The organism is Thiocapsa sp., from assembly GCF_018399035.1.
In the GTDB taxonomy this organism is placed as follows: domain Bacteria; phylum Pseudomonadota; class Gammaproteobacteria; order Chromatiales; family Chromatiaceae; genus Thiocapsa.
Genome location: NZ_CP073760.1, coordinates 537,805 through 556,944 on the forward strand (window position 1 = coordinate 537,805; position 19,140 = coordinate 556,944).

At 62.6% G+C, this 19,140-nt stretch carries 20 protein-coding genes and 1 pseudogene; 10 read left to right on the forward strand and 11 right to left on the reverse strand.

Features of this window, described 5'->3' with window-relative positions; all coding sequences use genetic code 11:
* Positions 1-285: 285 nt before the first annotated feature.
* The 3 genes from KFB96_RS02535 to KFB96_RS02545 all read left to right on the forward strand — a co-directional run bounded on the left by KFB96_RS02535 (position 286) and on the right by KFB96_RS02545 (position 3,045).
* Positions 286-1,344: an adenylate/guanylate cyclase domain-containing protein gene (locus KFB96_RS02535; RefSeq protein ID WP_300971241.1), complete on the forward strand. Its 1,059-nt coding sequence runs from the start codon at positions 286-288 to the stop codon at positions 1,342-1,344.
* Between the two features lie 460 nt (positions 1,345-1,804).
* Positions 1,805-2,488, forward strand: coding sequence for a DUF2779 domain-containing protein (locus KFB96_RS02540; protein ID WP_213458813.1), 684 nt, complete (start codon positions 1,805-1,807; stop codon positions 2,486-2,488).
* A 293-nt stretch (positions 2,489-2,781) separates the two neighbouring features.
* On the forward strand, positions 2,782-3,045 hold the full coding sequence (locus KFB96_RS02545) for a hypothetical protein (protein WP_213458814.1): 264 nt from the start codon (positions 2,782-2,784) through the stop codon (positions 3,043-3,045).
* A 168-nt stretch (positions 3,046-3,213) separates the two neighbouring features.
* On the opposite strand, the gene KFB96_RS02550 is transcribed toward KFB96_RS02545, so the two are convergent.
* Complete coding sequence (locus KFB96_RS02550; RefSeq protein ID WP_213458815.1) at positions 3,214-3,507, reverse strand: HigA family addiction module antitoxin; 294 nt, start codon at positions 3,505-3,507, stop codon at positions 3,214-3,216.
* Positions 3,508-3,786, reverse strand: coding sequence for a type II toxin-antitoxin system RelE/ParE family toxin (locus KFB96_RS02555; RefSeq protein ID WP_213458816.1), 279 nt, complete (start codon positions 3,784-3,786; stop codon positions 3,508-3,510).
* 676 nt (positions 3,787-4,462) lie between these two features.
* On the opposite strand from KFB96_RS02555, the gene KFB96_RS02560 reads away from it, so the two are divergent.
* The 4 genes and pseudogenes from KFB96_RS02560 (at position 4,463) to KFB96_RS02575 (ending at position 6,541) form a co-directional block, all read left to right on the forward strand.
* On the forward strand, positions 4,463-4,840 hold the full coding sequence (locus KFB96_RS02560; protein ID WP_300971242.1) for a type II toxin-antitoxin system RelE/ParE family toxin: 378 nt from the start codon (positions 4,463-4,465) through the stop codon (positions 4,838-4,840).
* A complete protein-coding gene (locus tag KFB96_RS02565; RefSeq protein ID WP_213458817.1) occupies positions 4,821-5,141 on the forward strand; it encodes a DNA-binding transcriptional regulator in 321 nt (106 codons plus the stop codon). The genes KFB96_RS02560 and KFB96_RS02565 overlap by 20 nt, the downstream gene beginning before the upstream one ends.
* 438 nt (positions 5,142-5,579) lie before the next feature.
* Positions 5,580-6,267 (forward strand): annotated as a pseudogene (locus tag KFB96_RS02570) (nucleotide sugar dehydrogenase); the annotation flags it as partial.
* A 73-nt stretch (positions 6,268-6,340) separates the two neighbouring features.
* Positions 6,341-6,541, forward strand: coding sequence for a DUF2887 domain-containing protein (locus KFB96_RS02575; RefSeq protein WP_366931516.1), 201 nt, complete (start codon positions 6,341-6,343; stop codon positions 6,539-6,541).
* Between the two features lie 72 nt (positions 6,542-6,613).
* Here KFB96_RS02575 and KFB96_RS02580 read toward each other — a convergent pair whose 3' ends face one another.
* The 4 genes from KFB96_RS02580 to KFB96_RS02595 all read right to left on the reverse strand — a co-directional run bounded on the left by KFB96_RS02580 (position 6,614) and on the right by KFB96_RS02595 (position 9,591).
* Positions 6,614-7,060: a hypothetical protein gene (locus tag KFB96_RS02580; RefSeq protein WP_213465187.1), complete on the reverse strand. Its 447-nt coding sequence runs from the start codon at positions 7,058-7,060 to the stop codon at positions 6,614-6,616.
* The gene (locus KFB96_RS02585; RefSeq protein WP_213458819.1) at positions 7,000-7,962 is read right to left on the reverse strand and encodes a transposase; all 963 of its coding nucleotides are present in this window, start codon (positions 7,960-7,962) and stop codon (positions 7,000-7,002) included. Before KFB96_RS02585 ends, KFB96_RS02580 begins: the two co-directional genes overlap by 61 nt.
* Before the next feature lie 358 nt (positions 7,963-8,320).
* Positions 8,321-9,169 (reverse strand): Rpn family recombination-promoting nuclease/putative transposase, encoded by an 849-nt coding sequence (locus KFB96_RS02590; protein WP_213458820.1) that lies wholly within the window; start codon positions 9,167-9,169, stop codon positions 8,321-8,323.
* A gap of 203 nt (positions 9,170-9,372) precedes the next feature.
* Positions 9,373-9,591 carry a hypothetical protein gene (locus KFB96_RS02595; RefSeq protein ID WP_300971243.1) on the reverse strand — a complete coding sequence of 73 codons (219 nt, stop codon included), beginning with the start codon at positions 9,589-9,591 and terminating at the stop codon, positions 9,373-9,375.
* 112 nt (positions 9,592-9,703) lie between these two features.
* Between KFB96_RS02595 and KFB96_RS02600 the strand changes: the two genes are divergently transcribed.
* The 3 genes from KFB96_RS02600 to pstS all read left to right on the forward strand — a co-directional run bounded on the left by KFB96_RS02600 (position 9,704) and on the right by pstS (position 13,117).
* The gene (locus tag KFB96_RS02600; protein ID WP_213458821.1) at positions 9,704-11,539 is read left to right on the forward strand and encodes an acyl CoA:acetate/3-ketoacid CoA transferase; all 1,836 of its coding nucleotides are present in this window, start codon (positions 9,704-9,706) and stop codon (positions 11,537-11,539) included.
* Between the two features lie 176 nt (positions 11,540-11,715).
* Positions 11,716-11,979 carry a hypothetical protein gene (locus KFB96_RS02605; RefSeq protein WP_213458822.1) on the forward strand — a complete coding sequence of 88 codons (264 nt, stop codon included), beginning with the start codon at positions 11,716-11,718 and terminating at the stop codon, positions 11,977-11,979.
* 91 nt (positions 11,980-12,070) lie between these two features.
* Complete coding sequence (pstS, locus tag KFB96_RS02610) at positions 12,071-13,117, forward strand: phosphate ABC transporter substrate-binding protein PstS (RefSeq protein ID WP_213458823.1); 1,047 nt, start codon at positions 12,071-12,073, stop codon at positions 13,115-13,117.
* A gap of 94 nt (positions 13,118-13,211) precedes the next feature.
* Here the strand turns inward: pstS and KFB96_RS02615 are convergent, their stop codons facing one another.
* The 5 genes from KFB96_RS02615 to KFB96_RS02635 all read right to left on the reverse strand — a co-directional run bounded on the left by KFB96_RS02615 (position 13,212) and on the right by KFB96_RS02635 (position 18,905).
* Positions 13,212-13,976 (reverse strand): HAD-IA family hydrolase, encoded by a 765-nt coding sequence (locus KFB96_RS02615; protein WP_213458824.1) that lies wholly within the window; start codon positions 13,974-13,976, stop codon positions 13,212-13,214.
* Positions 13,977-14,293: 317 nt separating this feature from the next.
* On the reverse strand, positions 14,294-14,698 hold the full coding sequence (locus KFB96_RS02620; RefSeq protein WP_213458825.1) for a hypothetical protein: 405 nt from the start codon (positions 14,696-14,698) through the stop codon (positions 14,294-14,296).
* 125 nt (positions 14,699-14,823) lie between these two features.
* Positions 14,824-15,495 (reverse strand): hypothetical protein, encoded by a 672-nt coding sequence (locus KFB96_RS02625; RefSeq protein ID WP_300971244.1) that lies wholly within the window; start codon positions 15,493-15,495, stop codon positions 14,824-14,826.
* Positions 15,496-15,555: 60 nt separating this feature from the next.
* Positions 15,556-17,076 (reverse strand): substrate-binding domain-containing protein, encoded by a 1,521-nt coding sequence (locus KFB96_RS02630; RefSeq protein ID WP_213458826.1) that lies wholly within the window; start codon positions 17,074-17,076, stop codon positions 15,556-15,558.
* Positions 17,077-17,120: 44 nt separating this feature from the next.
* Positions 17,121-18,905, reverse strand: coding sequence for an extracellular solute-binding protein (locus KFB96_RS02635; RefSeq protein ID WP_213458827.1), 1,785 nt, complete (start codon positions 18,903-18,905; stop codon positions 17,121-17,123).
* Positions 18,906-19,140 lie beyond the last annotated feature (235 nt).

The window sequence follows — 19,140 nt, forward strand, 5'->3', positions numbered from 1 at the left end:
AGCCTTTTTTGCCCACGTTCGTCAAACCTGTGCCATTCTTGATGGTAGGGATCTAAACCGCGTCCAGAGCGACATGCGTTATTTTCATGTTGTGTCGGGCTCAAGGATTTTTCCGACCTTTTTGGAGACGCGGTTTAAAATTTAATATTTTTAATACTCTAAACCGCGCCAGCTCCGACAGTCGTCGGAGCTGGCGCGGCCGATCCACTCCAACACATGACGCATACCGCACCGGGCGCGGTTTAGAGGCAGTCTCGTCCAATGCAGCACAGAGACAGACAGTCGTTGGTTGAGGGTATCTCCGGCCTGGTGCAGCAGGTCTACGACACCGAGAACCCCGACCGACAAGAAGAGGCGATGATCGAGCGGCTCAACCCGTTGCTCGATGCCTTTTTGCTTGAATCGCAGCCGATCGAAGCGGTCGATGCGACCATCCTGATCGCCGATATCCGCGGTTTCACGGCGCTGACCGAATCCCATCCGCCCCAAACCATTATCCGACTGCTCAATCGGTATTTCGCGCGGATGGTCGAGCTGGTGCGCCGTCACGGCGGCGTCGTCGACAAATTCATGGGCGACGCCGTCATGGCGCTCTTCGGCGCGCCGCTGCGTCGCGACGATCACCTCAGGTGTGCGCTTTCCTGTGCGGTCGAGATGCAGCAGGCGATGCTGGAGCTCAACCGCGAAAGCGAACTGATCGGAGAGCCCAGCATCTATGCCGGTATCGCCGTGAACAGCGGCAGCGTGATGGCGGGTAGCTTCGGCTCTCGGGTCTACAATGAGTACACCGTGATCGGCGACACGGTCAATCTCACCGCGCGGATGGAAGGCTACAGCCTGCGGGGGCAGGTGCTGCTCAGCGATTCCAGCTATGCCTCCGCGCGCGACTACATCGACATCGGCAGCGCCAACGCGCTCTTCGTGAAGGGTAAGACGCGCGAGATCACGCTCTACGAGCTGCTCGCCGTCAAAGGGCCGCAACGCTTGGTGGTTCCACAGGTCGAGATCCGCCGCTCGCCGCGGGTGCTGGTGGACTTCCCGATCGCCTTCCGTCGGGTCGAGTCCAAGTGCATCCTGGCGCAACGCTTCATGGGCAAGGCGAACGATCTGAGCTACTACGGGATGAACGCCGACCTGCCCCTGATTCTGCCGCCCTATTCGGAGGTGATTCTGACCTTCGTACCCGAGTTCGGCGCCGATCCGGCGACCGAGGTCTATGCGCGGGTGCTGCGAACCCAGCCGAGCGATGGATTCCACCGCACCAACCTCGAGTTCACGACGATCGACACGCCCGGGCACCGACTCGTGAAGCGATACGTCGATCAGCTTCTTTGGCGGCGTTGAGCGACAGCGCATTCGCTTCGCTCTACGGGGATTCTTGCTTGAGCGTTGGAGCGGGGAGGATGGGTTTCGCTTCGCTCTACGGGGATTCTTGCTTGAGCGTTGGAGCGGGGAGGATGGGTTTCGCTTCGCTCTACGGGGATTCTTGCTTGAGCGTTGGAGCGGGGAGGATGGGTTTCGCTTCGCTCTACGGGGATTCTTGCTTGAGCGTTGGAGCGGGGAGGATGGGTTTCGCTTCGCTCTACCCATCCTACGTGTTTCGGTTGTTTTTGAATCGTTCCTTCGGCGGTCGCAGCGAGCAGAGCTCCCGCTCACTGCTCACTCATCGCCCCTCGCCGCGATGCGACAAAACCTGTCGCGTCATGAGTGCACTCTAGGTCCATCGCGCACGCCTGCCGAGCGAAAACGTCTCGGATCTCGGCGGGCGCGACTTCCCCGAACAACGGACCGGAGTCTAAGGATCATGACTACTCGCAAGCCATCCAACCCCACTTTCCGGCGTGACATTGCCTTCCCGCGCCACTATCTGCGCATCGGCATCCTGGACACCCCACTGCCGATGTCGAGCGGCTGTGGCGTCCAGCCCTCGGAGCCGATGCCGTTCCAGTGGTCGTGCCACGTCGAAACCGAGAGCGGCCTGTTCGACCAGTTCGGATTTCTCGATACTCGAGGACTCGACCCGCGCCGCGAGCTGGTCGAAACGCTGCTCGCCGTCATCGCGCGCACCGGAGCGATTCTGGTGCCCTCCGCCCGCGAGACGGCGCTCCTGCATGGCTTGCACCACCGCCTTGCCGATTCGACAGGAGCACTCGCCGATGCCCTGAGCCGACTGGTGGAGGTCGATCGATTCGCCCATCAGCGAGAGAAACCCGCTGCACCTCGGTCCGTCTCGACAGACCACCCGGCGGCGTCGGTCATCTGGCCGGAGGATGCCGTCGATCCCTCTCCCGATCTGCGCGACGATCGGGCGGCCCAGGCCGCTTACCTCGAGCTCATCGATGCCCGGACGCAGAACATCCGTCGGCGCCAGCTCACCCGTGCGCTGGTTCGTTACGGGGATCGTCAGCTCTCTGAGCTGGTACACGCCTTCGCCGAGCATACAGGTGGTCATCCGGCCTCGCTCGCGCCGGGTCCGATGCCCAATTGATCCGACATTGACGAAAACCACCAGGCGGGTCTAAAACCGCCTGTGAAGAATCATCGGAGTGCAACTCATGTCAATCCCGGAGGATGCGGCGCAGGGGAAGGTGTGGCGGTCGATCGTCGATCTGCTGGATCGGCCGGGACGCGAGAACGCGTTTGTCAGCGTGGTGGATCAGGAGCGCGGGCTCTATGCAAGGCATCCCTGGAGCGTTGGGGGAGGCGGTGCGTCGGAGCTGAAAGAGCTGATCGAGTCCGCCGCCCGGACCGCTGGCCCCGCCCCGGCCACCCAAGCCCCCGATGACGCCACCCACGCATCTGGTGACGCAGCTCCCGCTGCGTCACCCGCGCGACGAAGCTTTGCTTCACGGGTTTGCCGACGAGCTGTGGGCTGGGTTTACGCTGATGACGCAGCTCCCGCTGCGTCACCCACGAGATGAAGCTTTGCTTCACGGGTTTGCCGGCGAGCGGTTGGCTGGATTCGTGAAGCGGAGCTTCATCTCACGGGTCGCGAAGCGGGAGCTTCGCGACCAGGGCACGATGACGAAGGCCTCCTGCTCTTAGATCTGCGTCAGTCGGAGCACTCGCGCGCGGTCGGAGGAGGACTGTTTGAGCGGTTTACTCGATCCTTGGATCACATCGACAGGCGATGAAACACATGCGAAGACTCGAGATCACCACCCGGATTGCCGCCGACGGCATCCTGCATCTGCCGGTGAAGGAGTTTGTCGATCAGGCAACCCGAAGCTCAACCTTCTGCACGGCATTGAGGTCGACCGATTTTCGGGCTTGGCAGAGATCAAACTGATTTTGCATGGCAAGCCAGCTTTCCGGGCTGCGGCCTAGTGCCTTGGAAAGCCGAAGTGCCATTGCGGAGCTGACGCTGCTGCTGCCGTTCAGGATGCGATTCAAGGTAGACGGTGAAACACCGAGATTTGCGGCAAGCTGCCGTCCCGTCAGTCCGAAAGGCTCCAGATAGACTTCCCGGATAAACTCACCAGGATGAGGGGGATGATGCATGCTCATTTAATGATAATCTTCATAATCAAGTACATACGCATCGCTCGCCCGAAATGCGAAGGTGACACGCCAGTTTCCGTTCACCCAGATCGACCAACGGCCTTTGTCGGCCCCTTTCAACGGATGAAGCTTGAAGCCAGGGATATCCATATCCTCGATGCTGGTGGCCGTGTCCAAGGCGGCAAGTTGCATTCTCAAGCGTTTGGCATGATGGGGCTGGATCCCCGGTGTCGAGCCGGACTCATAGAACCGCTTGAGTCCTTTGTGTCGGAACGTCTTGATCATGCCACAACCGTAGCTTGTTGCGCATCGCGCAACAAGTTAAGAATGCGCCGCCGGTAGGACGCGTCGTCGAGGTCGCTCGGCAAGTGGATGGTCTTCGGAATCCGTCCCGGATCCCCGATCGCCTTGGCCAAGCTCGATGTGCCCGGGTCGCGAAGCGGGAGCTTCGCGACTAGGGCACTGGGCAGAGTCTCGTTTCGAGGACGATCCGGCGATGACGCTGGTTGACGGGTCGCGAAGCGGGAGCTTCGCGACCAGGGTACTGGGCAGCGTCTCGCTTCGAAGACGATCCAGCGGTGACGCTGGTGACGCAGCTCCTGCTGCGTCACCCACGAGACGAAGCTGTGCTTCACGGGTTTGTCGATGAGCTGTGGGCTCGATTCGTGAAGCGGAGCTTCTCTCGGGTCGCGAAGCGGGAGCTTCGCGACCAGGGCAACCACTCGCCACTAACCACAATAAGTCCTTTCACGAGGGAACGAGGGGAACCTCAGAGCCAAGGCCCGGGGTCTTTCAATCCTGCATAAAGGTTCAGCAAGGACGGATTTCGCTTCGCTCCAGCCATCCGACGAGTCGCTGATGAGTTACCAACCATCGACGCTGAGGGGTACGGTGCGAGTTCCCTGAAAGCTGGCTTGGTAATCTATTGCACCAGGTGGTGTCTTTTTCTCGATAAGATAGAGTGTTCCGGACCCGTTCCTTCACACGCTGGATGCGAACGGCGGGCCTGACCGACGACATGTTATGCGAAGCCGTTTCCGAGATGAGCCGGGGGCTGATCGACGTAGATTTGGGCGGACATGTGTTGAAGAAGCGGGTCTCTCTGCCGGGGCAGGGTAAACGCGGTGGAGCACGAACCATCGTTGCAACGAAGATGGCGAAACGCTGGTTCTATCTTTATGGCTTCCGTAAGAACGAGCGAGCGAACATCGGCCAGGACGAGCTGAAGGTGTTCCAAGAGGTAGCGAAGGAATTGCTGGGATTCGATGATCGACAGTTGGTGGCTGCGCTGTCGTCGGGCGAGATTGTGGATGTCTGTCATGGCAACGACAAAGCGTAGGAGTCGAATCCTGGAGGAGATGCATGAAACGGTGCATGGGCTTCACGGGGCGGGCTTGATCAGCAAGCGACGCATGGGCGAGTTCGACGCCCTGTGCCATCTCGTTGTCCGCGAGATGCCCCCGCAAGAAATCAAGTCCCTACGCGAACAGGCGCATGTGAGCCAAGCGGTCTTTGCCGCCGTGCTGAACACCAGCCTGTCCACGGTGCAGAAGTGGGAAGCGGGTGACAAGAAACCCAGCGGTCCGTCCCTGAAGCTGCTGAATCTGATCGAGCGCAAGGGGCTGGAAGCTGTCATCTGATTCATCCGCTTGGCCAGGTCGATAATTCGGCGCTTCGGACAAGCCCGCCAGCGGCCCGACTCCGCCGGTATCCCCCACCCGGAGGGGAGCTTGCTCCCACGCTCCGCGTCCCTGCCACCAAGTCGATGCGCCCCCCGGCGGTGCGACACCGCCCCGTGGTCTTGTGGGGCGACGTCTGTCTCCCCGAGACACCCGCACCGAGGTCGAAGAGGGTAGGGGCGACTTCAGTCGCCCCGACACACTCCCGACACGCCCGTGCCGAGATTTATGGGCGACTGAAGTCGCCCCTATACTTGCCGACCGTCGCAACCCGAACCCCGAACCCCGACCGCACATGGCCCAACACCTCGCCCATCTCACAAACCCCGACACCCCCATCGCCATCGTCGGCTGGGCTACGTCGGTCTGCCGCTCGCCGTGGAATTCGCTAAACACCGCATCCGCGTCGCCGAGGCCGCCAAAGTCATCGAGAACACCCAGCGCGATCTCAACAATCGCACTCATGAACGAGCTTGCCCTCATCTTCGACAAGCTGGGCATCGACACCCTCGAGGTGCTGGAAGCCGCCGGGAGCAAATGGAACTTCCTCCCCTTCCGCCCCGGTCTGGTCGGCGGGCACTGCATCGGTGTCGACCCCTATTACCTGACCCACAAAGCCGTCGCCATCGGCTACCACCCCGAGGTCATCCTCGCCGGGCGACGCATCAACGACCGCATGGGGGCGCATGTCGCGGAGACCGTGGTCAAGCTCATGCTCCAAAACGGCATCGGCGTGTGCAACAGCCGCATCCTCGTCCTCGGCTTCGCCTTCGCCTTCAAGGAAAACTGCCCGGACCTGCGCAACACCCGTGTGATCGACATCATCCTGGCCCTGCGCGAGTACAACATCGCCGTGGACTGCTACGACCCCTGGATCGACCCCGCCGAGGCCAAGCATGAATACGGCCTCGACTGCCTCGCCGAGCCCCCGGCCGACGGCAGCTACGACGCCGTCATCCTCGCCGTCGCCCACCGGGACTTCGTCGAGACCGGCGCGACCGGGATCCGCCGCTGGGCCAAGCCCAAGCCGATCCTCTACGACGTGAAATCCGTCCTGCCGGTCGATGCTGTCGACGGTCGTCTCTGAGTGCAAAGGCCGGGTCGACACCGTAGGTCGGGTTAGCGCAGCGCAACAAGAAGATCACCAACCGAGCTTCCCGATGAAGATCGACCACCCGATCTACCTCTTTCTCTCCGCCGGCGCCGATGCCTTCCGCGTGCTCACCGGTGGTCGTGAACTGGTCGGTCCCTACTGGTTCTGTTCCCCGACGATCAAAGGGCTGGAGCGGCGTTTGGACGGCATTTTCGAGCCCGACGGGCACGATGGGCCGGTTTATGTGTCCGAAACGCGGATGCAATAAACTCAGGCAACTTAAAAGCCTGGAGCATGATTTCGCGTTTAAGTGTTAAGTGTTAACTCGACTTTGGCCAATCTAGGCGGTCGCCGCGAGCTGCTCCAGCAGGCGATCGAGGCGCTTGGAGGACATTAGGACCATCTCCCCCTCGGGCGGTGAGTTGGCGTCATTCTCCTCGGCCCAGATCGTGCGCCGTACCAAGGCCAGGCAATCGGAGAAGGTGGCCTGGGACTTCAGATACCAGGCCGCGGAGCGCGGCAGCGTGTCCCAGCGCTCTCGCCACCGGTAGACCATGAGACAGACGAGCGAGAACAGCGCCATCAGCATCGGCGTGGTGCGTGCGATCGCCAGGTCGTTCCACTGGCGCTGGGTCTCGACGCCGAGATGACGGCGGACTTCCTCGAAGGTGACCTCGAGCGACCAGCGCTGGACGAACAGCTCCACGACGCGGGCCGGCGCCATATTCAGGTCGGTGGTGAAGAAGGCTTGCGTCGGCAGCCGACCGTCGGGATCGACCACGAGCACCCGGGGAATCGGCAACGGCGGCCATCCCGGGGTGTGTGCCACAGACACACCTCGCTGAGCAGGCGCAGCGTCTTGGGCTTCCCGTACCAGTGAACCGCGACCTCCTCGCCCCGGGTGCGCGTCTCTTCCTCGCGCGTGGCGAGCTTGGCCAGCACGCCGCCTTTCTTCGGCTTGGGACCGCGCCGCCCGGCGGGCACCGGCTCGGGAAAGGCGAACAGGCGTGCATCCAGGCGCAGGCGCGTGACCAGGGTTGCTTGCGCAGCCAGCACTTCCCACCCCAGTTGGATGCAGGAGTAGCTGCCGTCGCCGAGCAGGATCCAGCGTCGTTGCTCCAGCCAGCGCGAGACCAGCCAGACCATCCCGATGGTCAGCTCCACGACCGTGCGATGGCGCCGCCCGGCCGCCTCGTCGGCCCGTTTCGACGGCGCCAAGCGGGTGAGAAAGGGCAGCGCCCAAAGCCGCTTGCTCCACGGCACGGGCACCAACACCGCCATGCAGATCCACTCCAGCCCCAAACAGGTCACGACCTTGCTGCGCGAGGAGCGCACCGCATCGCGATACATCCCCTTCGCCCGAATGCGCGCGCCCTTGCGCCGTTCCAGTGTCTCGTCGACCGCCACCACGATCGGCACATCCGCCGGCAACATCCCGAGCAACAGCCCCAGCAGAATCCGCGCCCCTTGGCGCGACGACCACCGCGCCCGATTCAGCACCCGATGATAACGCTCGAAGCGCCGCTCCGCGCTCAGCCCCATCGCCCGCAGCGCCGCCGTCACCGTGCGCGGCCCTTGCGCCAGCAGCGTTCCCGTCAGCAAGACATGCAGATGCGCCAGGGTCGGCGCGGTGAACAGGCAGGCAAAGGGCTGCAGAACAGTTACAATCGAGGCAGGCAGAGGGAACATTCGCGGGCAGGTCCGAGGTTTTGGTCGACATCGGACGATACCGCCCGCGGCCCTCTGCCGCCAAATCCATCGGGTCCGTCACCATCGCTCCGGGCACCTCGCGGCCTTCCCGCCTAGGCTCGGAAATGGCCAAAGTCGAGTTTAGTCGCCCGGTAAGCATTGGCAACACGCACGGCCGGGATGATCATTCCCGGAAATCGCCTTAAGTCCGGCCCCCTGTGGGTCGGACTTCAGTCCGACCTGCTTTCGGCGTCATCCCGCAGCGCGGGCGTCGCGCTCCACGCCGAGCGCTGGGTTGCCTGAAACGGCGTTGTCGGGTTGAAGCCCGACCCACTTCAGACGTCGTGATCGCAGATGGTCAGGCGTCGCCCGATTGGTTCAGGAGCGCCTGCAGGCGCGCGACCTCGGCGAGTGCGGCTTCTTTGGCTTGAAGCGCGGCCTCCTTGGCTTGTCGCTCTGCCTCGTTGGCTTGAAGCGCTGCTTCCTTAGCGGCCCGCTCGTTCTGCAGCTCCTGTTGAATGGAGCGCTGTTGGCGCAGGAACTCCTGACGCGCCTGGTACTGGTGATAGGCGAGTTCTTTCTCGGAGAAGGCGGTCAAGGTGCTCATGGCTTGCCTCATGACAGGGGTTTGCATCCAATCGGGGAGTTTTTCGTCATCAAGGGTTTCGCCCTCGTTGAAGAATTTCAGCCAGCGTTCTTGTTCGGTTTGGACCTGTTGTACGGCAAATTTGTTCAGCTCGTAGATCCAGATGCCGCCGTGGTCGATCAGAGCCTGTCCCTGATCATCGCGCATCCGGTAGCGGTGTGCATAGGCCGGCGTGTCGTCGCGCAGGGTCTGATCAAGCAGCCAGATCGCATAGGTCGGTTTGAGGACGCTGTAGGGGTCACCGCTCTGCAGTTGTCGGCGGTACAGGTCCGCCCAGCCATAGAGCATGCGCGCCCTCAGATTCGTGTGGATCAGCAACTGGATCTCGATCTGAAAGACCTGGCCGGCGGCGTCGCGGGCTTTCACATCGACGATGGTGAGCTTGTCGTTGAGGGTTTCCTGCGGGTTGTAGGGATTGAGGATCTGCACCTCGACCACCGGACCGGGGAGCGTCTCGGTCAGCATCGCGTTGAGAAAATCGATCAGCAGCGCGCGGTTCTCCTCTGCGCCCAGCACGGCCTTGAAGACGCAGTCGACTTTTGGGTTGATGTGGTGCTGCATGCGAAGAGTGTACGGCGACGGCGGTATCCGGGCAATGCCAAGAGCCCAACCGACGGGTGCGGAGTCTCAGGGTAGTCGAGGGTCGCATCGAGGGCGACGTCGGCCTTGTTCGTCACTCCAAGCCGGGCCGGCACGTAGCGCTGAGCGCCAGGAGCATGCGTGACACCGCGGAGCGGGTGTCACGGAACGCCTGCAGAGGCGTTTCAACAGTACGGTGAGAGTCCGTACCGGGGCAAGCCATAACCCCGTAGCCGATGCCGATGCCGGTGGCGTGGCCCCTTCGACTGAACGGCGCCGACGTCGTAGTCGGGATCGAACAGACGAATCGTGGCGTCCAGGTGGGTCAATTCCTCCGCCAGCCGCTGCACTTCACGACGACACTGCTCCACGTGCCCGGCCAGCTCGCCCCGCTTCGCGACCAACCCGCCAGGACCTGCGTATCGGACATGATGCCAACTCCTCTGCCTAAGATTGAGGGTCGGATTCTCGCCCGGCGACCGGGTCCGGTCATGTGCGCTTGCTACATAATGCCGGGTGTATGCCGCCGGACAGGGCGACGGCAAGGAGCGCGGGCTCAATCATCTCGGGCACGCTGGCTTGCTGCGTCGGGTCATCGGCGGGCATTGGGGGCTGGTGCCGAAGCTTCAGGAGCTGGTCAACTCCGGGGCGATCGAGGGCTACAACCTGCCCCAGGGTGTCCTTGCCCATCTCTTTCGCGATATTGGGGCCGGCAAACCCGGCACCATCACGCGGGTCGGTCTGGAGACCTTCGTGGATCCGCGCAACGGCGGGGGTCGGCTCAACGATCGGACCACCGAGGAGCTGGTCCGCATTCTGGAGATCGACGGCGAGGAGTACCTCTTTTACAAGGCCTTCCCGATCGACGTCGCCATCGTTCGCGGGACGACCGCCGACCCGGACGGCAACGTCACCATCGAGAAGGAGGCCCTGATTCTGGAGTCGCTCGCCCTGGCGACGGCGGCGCACAACTCGGGCGGGATGGTGATCGTGCAGGTCGAACGGATCGCCGATCGGCACACCCTCAATCCGCGTCAGGTGCGCATCCCGGGGATCCTGGTGGATTGCGTCGTGGTCGCACCGCCCGAGCATCATTGGCAGACCTTTGCCGAGCCCTACAGTCCGGCCTTCAGCGCCGAGATCCGGGTGCCCATGCAGTCGATCGCCGCCTTGCCGCTGAATGCCCGCAAGGTCATCGCGCGCCGTGCCGCCTTCGAGCTGCGACCGAACGCCGTGGTCAATCTCGGCATCGGGATGCCCGAGGGGATCGCCAACGTGGCCAACGAGGAGGGCATCCTCGACTATGTCACCCTCACGGCCGAGCCGGGTCTGATCGGGGGACTGCCGGCCGGTGGGCTCAACTTCGGCGCCGGGACCAATATCGCCGCCCTGGTCGATCAGCCGGCCCAGTTCGACTTCTACAACGGCGGCGGACTGGACTTGGCGTTTCTCGGTCTGGCGCAGAGCGATGCGCAGGGCAACGTCAACGTCAGTCGCTTCGGCCCTAAGCTGGCCGGTGCGGGTGGCTTTATCGATATCAGCCAGAATGCGAAGAAGCTGGTCTTCGTGGGGACCTTTACCACGGCCAAGGGTGCGATCGAGATCGGCGACGGGCGGATTTCGGTCGGGGAGGGCGACGGCGGGCGCAAATTCATCGAGCAGGTGGAGCAAGTGACCTTCAGCGGTGCGCGAGCCCGCCGGGTCGGTCAGCCGGTCCTCTACATTACCGAGCGTTGTGTCTTGGAGATGCGTCCCGAAGGCATGACCCTCGTGGAGATCGCACCCGGCGTGGATGTGGAGCGCGACATCCTCGCCCATATGGGTTTTCGTCCGCGGATCGCCGAGCCCCTGAGGACCATGGATCCGCGGATCTTCACCGACCGTCCGATGGGGCTCGAAAAGGATCTGCTCGAGATCCCGCTCGCCGATCGTCTGGTCTACGAACCGGAGAAGAATCTGCTCTTCATCAACCTCGAAGGTTTCGCGGTCAATGAGCCGAGCGACATCGCACGCATCGGTGCGGCGGTCGAAGCAATCGTTGAGCCATTGGCGCACAAGGTCGATGCCGTCGTGAACTACGATAATTTCACGATTCGGCCGGACCTCGTCGGCGCCTACACGGCGATGGTGGAGGATCTGGTGGCGCGTTTCTATCGGAACATCACGCGATACACCACCAGCGCCTTCCAGCGCTTGAAGCTCGGTGAGTCACTCGCGGCACGGGGTCTGGCCCCGCATGTCTACGAGAGTCGGGACGAGGCTAAGCGTGGGATCGAGCGGTCGATCTCAGATGGTGACGCCGCGAACGTCGCAGCCTCGCCTACGGTGGGTCCGGCGTCCGAGGAGGTATAAACACGGAGTGCGTCGACCTGGTCGGGTTGGGCACCTCGCCGTCATCTGTTGAACACATTCAACCGCTATCGTATGGCCTTCCGTGCGACGCGGCCGAGCATAAGGTCGAGCGCTCGGGCCGCGGGATCGGCTAGCCGTTTTTATTGTTCCCCGAACGCGCCTACTTGAGGCATGACATGGCAGATTCGGATCGGAAAACACCTCTCGAGAAGGTCGAAGCGCTCTACGAGGAGCTCGTCGACTGGTACGAGGAAGGCTCGGATCGCGAGATACGCGCCGCATCCAAGCTGCTCATGATCGGCCTCCTCAAGCTCAAGGCGCATGGTGGATTCGGCTGGCAAGGACTCGTCGAGGATTACGTCCTGATGCTGAAGCAGGATCCCGAGCGCTACGCGCGGATCCTCGAAGCCAACCGAGGCGATGGCAAAAAGGTGTTTTGACGATGCGTGCGCTGCTCCCGAACACCGCGTCCGGAAAGGACACCAACCGGACCGAATACCGACCAGATCGAACACCGAGAGGAACCCCCAAATGCCGTTTTTTCCTGTCCTGCGTGTCCTGACGCTCGCCTTCGGCGCACTGGTCTGTGCGTCCTTCTGGCAGCCATCCCTGGCGTCGGACCGGATCAAGATTCACGGTGCGGGGGCGAGCTTTCCGGCCCCGCTCTATCAGCGCTGGTTCCGGGACTATTTTCTGGCGCACCCGAACATTCAGGTCGACTATCAGCCGATCGGCTCCGGACCCGGCGTCAACAGCTTCATCGAAGGTCGGCTGGATTTCGCGGGGTCCGATCAACCCTTGACCGGTGAGCTGGCGCAGAGGGCCGGGGACAAGGTCCTGCAACTCCCGTTGACGGCGGGAGCGGTGGTCTTGACCTACAATCTGCCGGGGATTGACGAGCTCCGGCTCTCACGCGAGGCCCTCGCCGGCATGTTTCTCGGCTCGATCGCCCGTTGGAACGATCCGCTGATCCTTGCGGCCAACCCGGGTGTCGAGATTCCGGATCTGCCGATCGTAGTGGTCACGCGGGTGGACGCGAGCGGAACCTCCTTGGTGATGACCCGGCACCTGAGTGCAATCAGCGAGGCATTCGCGAAGCAGGTGGGCGAGAGCCAGTCGCCGGCATGGCCCGCATTGCTGCTGGAGCGAGGCGGTCTGATCCGCGGCCACGGCAACGGCGGTGTGGCGGCCTTCGTTCAGGCGACGGTCGGTGCCATCGGCTATGTTCAGTATGCCTACGCCCACCTGCCGGGCATGCAGATGGCATCGGTGGAGAATCGCGAAGGCGAGTTTGTTTCGGCCGGGAGTGAGTCGTTCCGAGCGGCGATCGAGGCCTTTCGGGCGAAGCTTGATCCCTCGCAGCTCAGCGACCCGGAAGGTGCGGGCGCTTATCCCATCTTGTCTTTGTCTTGGTTGGTGATGCGCTCCGGCGGGGATGATGCCAAATCGCAGGCGATGCGGGACGTCCTGCGATACGCGCTCACCGACGGACAGGCGGATGCCGCCAAGCTGGGTTATATTCCTCTCAGTGCGAAGGCGGTCTCGCTGATTCTTCAGGAGCTCGATTCCAGGAAATAGGATGGATCGAGGATTTCCTTAGTAATCGCCCGAGGGACGCATCCCGTCGAACAGGAGCGATGGCCGAGTCGATCGAATCAGCGCGGCTGAAGGTTCACCCCTCAGCCCGCAGCACATCGACAACCTCCGCCATCAGCCGCTCGAACGATGGCGCCAAGTGGTCGATCACCCCTCGGTCCTTGCGTTTTAGGCTGTTTCCGATATAAACGGCACCGCCGCATCCGACCTCGCGTTTCGCCGCTCGGACATTCTTACGGCTATTGTCGACGACGATACAGGACCGAGGTTCGACATCCAGCTCCTTGAGAACGAAGCGATAGCCTTGCGGATCCGGCTTCGGATGCAGCTTGTCCTTTTTATCGAGCGTCGAGATCGCATCGAAGATGTTCTCGGGCGGAAACATCTCCGTAAGCCCCTTCACCTCGAGAACCCGGAAGACGTTCTCCCGGACCCCGTTGGTTAAGATGGCGACCTGGATGTCGTGCTCCCGGAGCAGATCCAGTCCCTCGCGGATTCGGTCCCCTGCTCGGCTGATCCCGCGATAGTCGAGGTTTCCGGTGCAGGCATCGATGAGCTTCGCGAGCGTCGGCTCGATCGCTTCCTCGGATGGCTTGAGCAGCTTGGCCGTATGGTACAAGAGCGGTCCGAGCTGCAGACTTCCGCCCGCATCGTAGATGGCCCGCCCCGCGAGTCGCATCATCTTGAGTGCACGCTCACCGAAGTGCGTGCTGATCGCGGCAAAGACCGTTAGGGTCTGCGCCTTGAGCGCCACGTCTTCTGCTTCGGTCGTGATCACGCCGTCGAAATCCAACAACAAGAGCCGCGCATCGCGGATGAGTCGGGCAGGCACTCCCGTCATGGATCACCTCGGAATCCTTGAAGTTTATTGGCGGGCCCGGGCTCGTCATGGCGTCGAACGAAAGGCCGATCGAGCGCCCGCGGTTGGATACTACTCCAAGACGTCGATCCCGGGTGCAGCGCAAAGCACCGGATGCTCGGCGGTTCCCAAGGAGGGAGGCGAGACCTGCGGTCCGCAGCGGTCCGACAGCCAACCCGCCCAGTCGGTCCACCAGGACCCCTGCAGCGGCGTTTGGGCGGTGAGCCAGTCGTCCGCTGCGAGGCCGGGCGCGAGATCACTGGACCAATAGCGTCGGCGGGATTTCGCAGACGGCGGGTTCAGGATGCCGTCACATGACCCTCGATGGAGAGGCTAAACCGGATCGGGACGCGGACATGGTCGCGGACTCGGAACACCTCTGTCCAGGGAGCGATATGGTCCTGAATACAGCCGACGGCATAGAGCGGCTGCTCGATGTTGGTCAGGCGGAGCTGGCGCCCGGCGAGCGTCAGGCCCTGCTCGGACACCAAGCGGTTGTTCAGATAGAGCTCGCGAAGGTAGAAGGAGAGCATCCGTCTCGGCAGCCGCGTCGAGTCGCTGTTCCAATAGAGCACGTCGGATCGAGAGGGTGCATCGCCATACAGATAGTTCCGAACGGCGTGGTGCCAGATCAGGCTGTCGGCGCGCAGCAGCCGAAAGACCGTCTCGGTCACGCTGCCGTCGAGATAGCCGTCGCTCTCCATCAGAGCGCCCCCGCAGGAAACCAATCGAGATCCTGGTTCGTGACCTCTTGACTGGGGAGGTAGCGACCGGTCGCGAGAATAACGGCGTTTCTCATGGTTGATCTCACCTGGTTTCGGAATGAGCGTCAGGGGATGCCCGCCGCCTCCTTGAAGTGACTCTCCAGCTTGATGCCGTAGTCGATGGCTCGGTTCAGCTCTGCCGTGTATTTCTCGACGGCCCCGGCAGCAGTGGCGAGTGCGGCTTGATGCGCGGTGGCATCGACGGCGCCGGCGGCCTTTTGTGTATAGGACTGCACCTGGGCCCCGGTATTGAGTTGAAAGGGGCCCGTCAGCTGTCGCGGGTCGACCTGCTTCAGAACGGCATAGTGGCGATTGAGCTCTGCGATCTTGGTGATCAACTCCTGTTTGACCTTCAGGTACCGCGACAGATACTCGGTGAAGGTCGCATAGGCATTGAGATTGCCGATATGGGACGGATCCGTCAGGTAGTCCGGGGTCCACTCGATCGAAAGGACGTTGTAATAGTTCTGGAACTCGAACAGATTCACATCCTGATCCGAGCGCGCCAAGGACTGATAGGCTTGGTCGAGCGCCTCCCGAACCCAGCGCTCTCGATCCGCCCATTGTTTCTGGTTGCCTTGGAGATCCGCGGTGTCAAATTCGGGGCCACCGAATGAAAAGGCGCCCATCTGCTTGAGATAGTCGCCGAAGCTCGCGGCCTTCGCGTTGGTCGTAACGGCCAGCGCCATGAGCGTTGACGCGATCAGCGATGTTCGAATCAAGTCCGTGCGAGTCATCGTTATCTCTCCTTCATCTTGCCGGTGAATCGACCGGGTCGGCGCAATTGGATGATCTCGTCAGAGATTCGGGCCGACCGGATCTCCCAGAGCCTGATATCCGCGAATAAGGGCCAGAATCACCTCGCCGCTCTGTGCGGGGATCAGAATCTGGGATGCTTTGATCAGATCGGGAATCAGGCCGTTTGCGGTGACGAAGTCGCCCAGGACCTCGTTCATCTCTTGATTCGAGATCTCGGTGCTGACCGGTCGAAAGCCTTCGCGCTGTAATGCGAGGAGCTGGATGTCTCGGGTCAGGAGATAATCCTTGAATCGCCGTGCGGCCTCGACCTGCTCGCGCGAGTTGCCATGACGAAGCGTATAGTAGGGATGATCCGAGATCAGATTGTATTTCGGATACCGCAGCACCGGCTTGGCCCCGGCTGGATCATTGACTCGGCGAATAAAAGCGAGCTTCACGCCGAGGTTCTCGTAGACATAGACGCTGGACAAGGGCTGTCCGCCATAGCCGGCCTGCATGAGCGGCTCGGCGAGCTTGCCGGTACTGTCCTTGGTTTGGTCCGACATATACTTCATCAGTGCCAGATAGGCATGGAAGTCCGGATCCTTCAGATCTTCGAGCCGAATCCTGTAGTGCGCGCGATCCTTCGCAAAGAACTCGTAGGCCATGGTGACGAGCGCGACCGCACCGCTGTTGGAGTCCTGCGGGCGGGTGAATCCGAATTGAAAGCTGCGGCCGTTGGGGTCGATGCCCTCGCCGCCGAGCTCGCGCGCGTAGATCTCGGTGACGGTGTCGAAGCTCATCGACTTCTGGATGGTCCGGTCGATCGCCTCTTGAACCGGCTCCCAGGTGACGAAGACCATGGGGCTGCGGGCGATCGAGTCGTCGGTCTCGAACAGCTTGCCGCCGGTAAAGGCTTCCTCGACCAGGCCGCGGAAGATGCTGGATGCAGGCGCCCAGACCTGAAACTCGTTGCGGCCACCCTGCATGCTTTTGCCCTCGACCAGCAGCATGGCCGATTGGGTCGAGCCGATCTTGTCGATCACCAGACGAATGGGTTTGCCGTCGATCCGGTTGAGGGCGGGATCCGCCATGAAGCGTCGTGCCGCCTCTTCCAGCCAGTCCTTCTTCTCCGATCCGGCGGCGATCTTGACCTCGATGACGGTGCGATCCTCCGAGACCGGGTAGATCACCTCCTGGCGGGAGGTCTTCGGCGCAGCGACCGTGACGGGCTGCACCGTCACGGCTTGGCTGCGAATGGTCTCCTCGATCGCCTCCTGTCCGTCGCGTGGCAGGACTGCGGGGGCCGGGCTCTCGGGCGTGCTGGGCAGCGCCCGGGTCGGCGCGTCCTTCAGGGCCGGGCGCGGGCCTTGATCCGCCGGCGCGCCGGCTCCGGCTTGATCCGCGCTCGGCTTGGCCTGGACCTTCGAGAGATCGACATTCAAGTCGCCGAAATCGAAGAGTTTCTCCGCAGCGTGCGTCGACGGGACCGCGCTACCGGTGAGCGCGAGCCAGCAGGCGAGCAAGATTGCGATCGGGAGGGGCACAAGGCCCCGGTCAAGGTTGTCCTGTCGAAGCATCGAGGTTCTCCTCGGCACCGCATGTGCCGCCCGTGTGCCGGCGTTCAAAGCAGCTCGCTGAAGCGTTTGAAGATCTCGCGGATCTCGGCCGAATCGCCTCGGCGGGTCTCGCCGCCCGCCGCGCTGCTGATCGCCTTGAGCGAGGCGTCGTCCGCTCCTCCGCCGAAGGCGACCCCGAAGACCGGAACCTTGCATGCGGGGTCGCCCAGATGACCCGCGCGACCGTCGGACTGCGCGAAGCCGATCCGGCGGATCAGGTCCTTGTCGGACACCTTCGAGGCGTTGTCGACCCCGTCGGTCAGCACCACCATGACCCGAATCGAGCGGTCATCCGGATTGGCCTTGATCGCCTCGCACAGATCGCTCCAAGCCGTTGCGATCGCCGAGCGCATGGCGGTTCCGCCGGCCGGTCGAACCCCCGCGAGTGCTGCGGCCAGGCGCTGTTTTCCGGCTGCATCCATGGCGATCGGCTGTCCCTTGGGCGTCAGGTCGGAATAGGCGACATCGTAGCTGTAGAGCAGCAGCGACAGGCGATCGCGATCCTGAAGGCTCTCCGCGAGCAGGTTGGCGCTCTCGACGGCAAGGTCCATGCGCGATCGCTCGACGCCGCGCTCCCGGTCGAAGAGCTTGCCGTCCATGCTTCCCGAGCGATCGATCACGAGCACCACATGCGCTCGATTCTTGATGGCGCGGAAGGCGTTGCGTGCGGCCAGGACGACATTGCCGCCGGGAGTGGCCAGAAAGCGATGGACCGTCTCGAAGGGCTGCACCCCGTTCTCCGCGCTCCAGACCATCCCGTAGATCTTGGGGTCGACGTCCAAGGCGACGCTCGGTCGAAAGCCGTACTGCAACGCCTGCGCCTGGACCTCCGGCGACATCAGATAGGCAAAATAACGCTTGGCGCCCTCGTCTTCGTCGGCGTCGACCCAGTCGCGCTTGACGATGGCGAAGGGGTGATTGGTGGCGAAGGTGCCCTCCGCGGGGTAAACCGCCACCAGCTTGGGGAAGGGGAGACCCTTCTCCCGGATGACGTGATTGGCCTGGATGACGTCGCTTTCGTAGACCACCGCTGCATCGGCGTAAGCGGGGCCGTCCGAGCGCATCTTCTCGGCATAGAAGCCGGTGGAGCGCCCGTAATGGATCACGCTTTCGTGGACCTTCGCAACGAAGTCGCGGATCTGGGGATCCTCGAGCTTTGCCGTCGAGAGCCGGGGAACCGGGTGTCCAGCCTGAGCCTCCGCCCCCGCGTAGAACTGAGCGATCAGGGCCGACAGACCACTGTTGGAGGTCTCCGGATTGGTTTGACCGTAGCGAAATTGGCCCTCGGCCGAGCGTTTGAAGATCTCTGCCCATCCGACCTGGTCGATCGGCCCGAGTGTCGCAAGCACCGGCTCCCAGACCGCGATCACCACCGGCGAGGAGACGAGAAAGCCCTCGACCTTGAGCAGATCGCCCCCCTGTTGCTCGCCGACCTCGTAGTTGACCAGATTGACGTAGAGATCCGACGCGGGGCTGGTGGCATGGACCTCGTCCGGTCCTGCTCGACCATCCTTGATCTCGTTCACGCTCTCGCCCGATCCCTTCGCGATCGCCTGGACGCAGATCCGCTTTCCGGAGGTCGTCGTCTGGCCTTGGCGGTTGAAACCGTCGGTGACGGCGTCGATCCAGGATTCCTTTTCCGATCCGTAGGTGAAACGCACCACGACCTGGTTCGCCGCCGGAGTACAGGCATTCTCCGAAGCGGCGGCTCGAGAGGAACCGGGTGCTGGACCCAAGGCAAGTACCGCGAGGACGCCGAGGATAAGGTTGCGTGATGGATTCCCGATCATAAGACCTCCAAAGGCGATGTGCGGGAGCCGGGCAGGGCGACAAGATCCGGTCGGGCCGCGGCCGATCCTCCGGATCGACATCCTTGATGACCGCCTCGACCAACAGAACCCCGCACCGCGGCTCGGGGTAGGGCGTTGCATTGACGAGGGTTACCTTAAATCATGGCAGAGAAGGCCGACGCTTACCGAAAAGGATGGCAGATAAAAGCGACCGAATCGTGACGGTTCGAAGAGA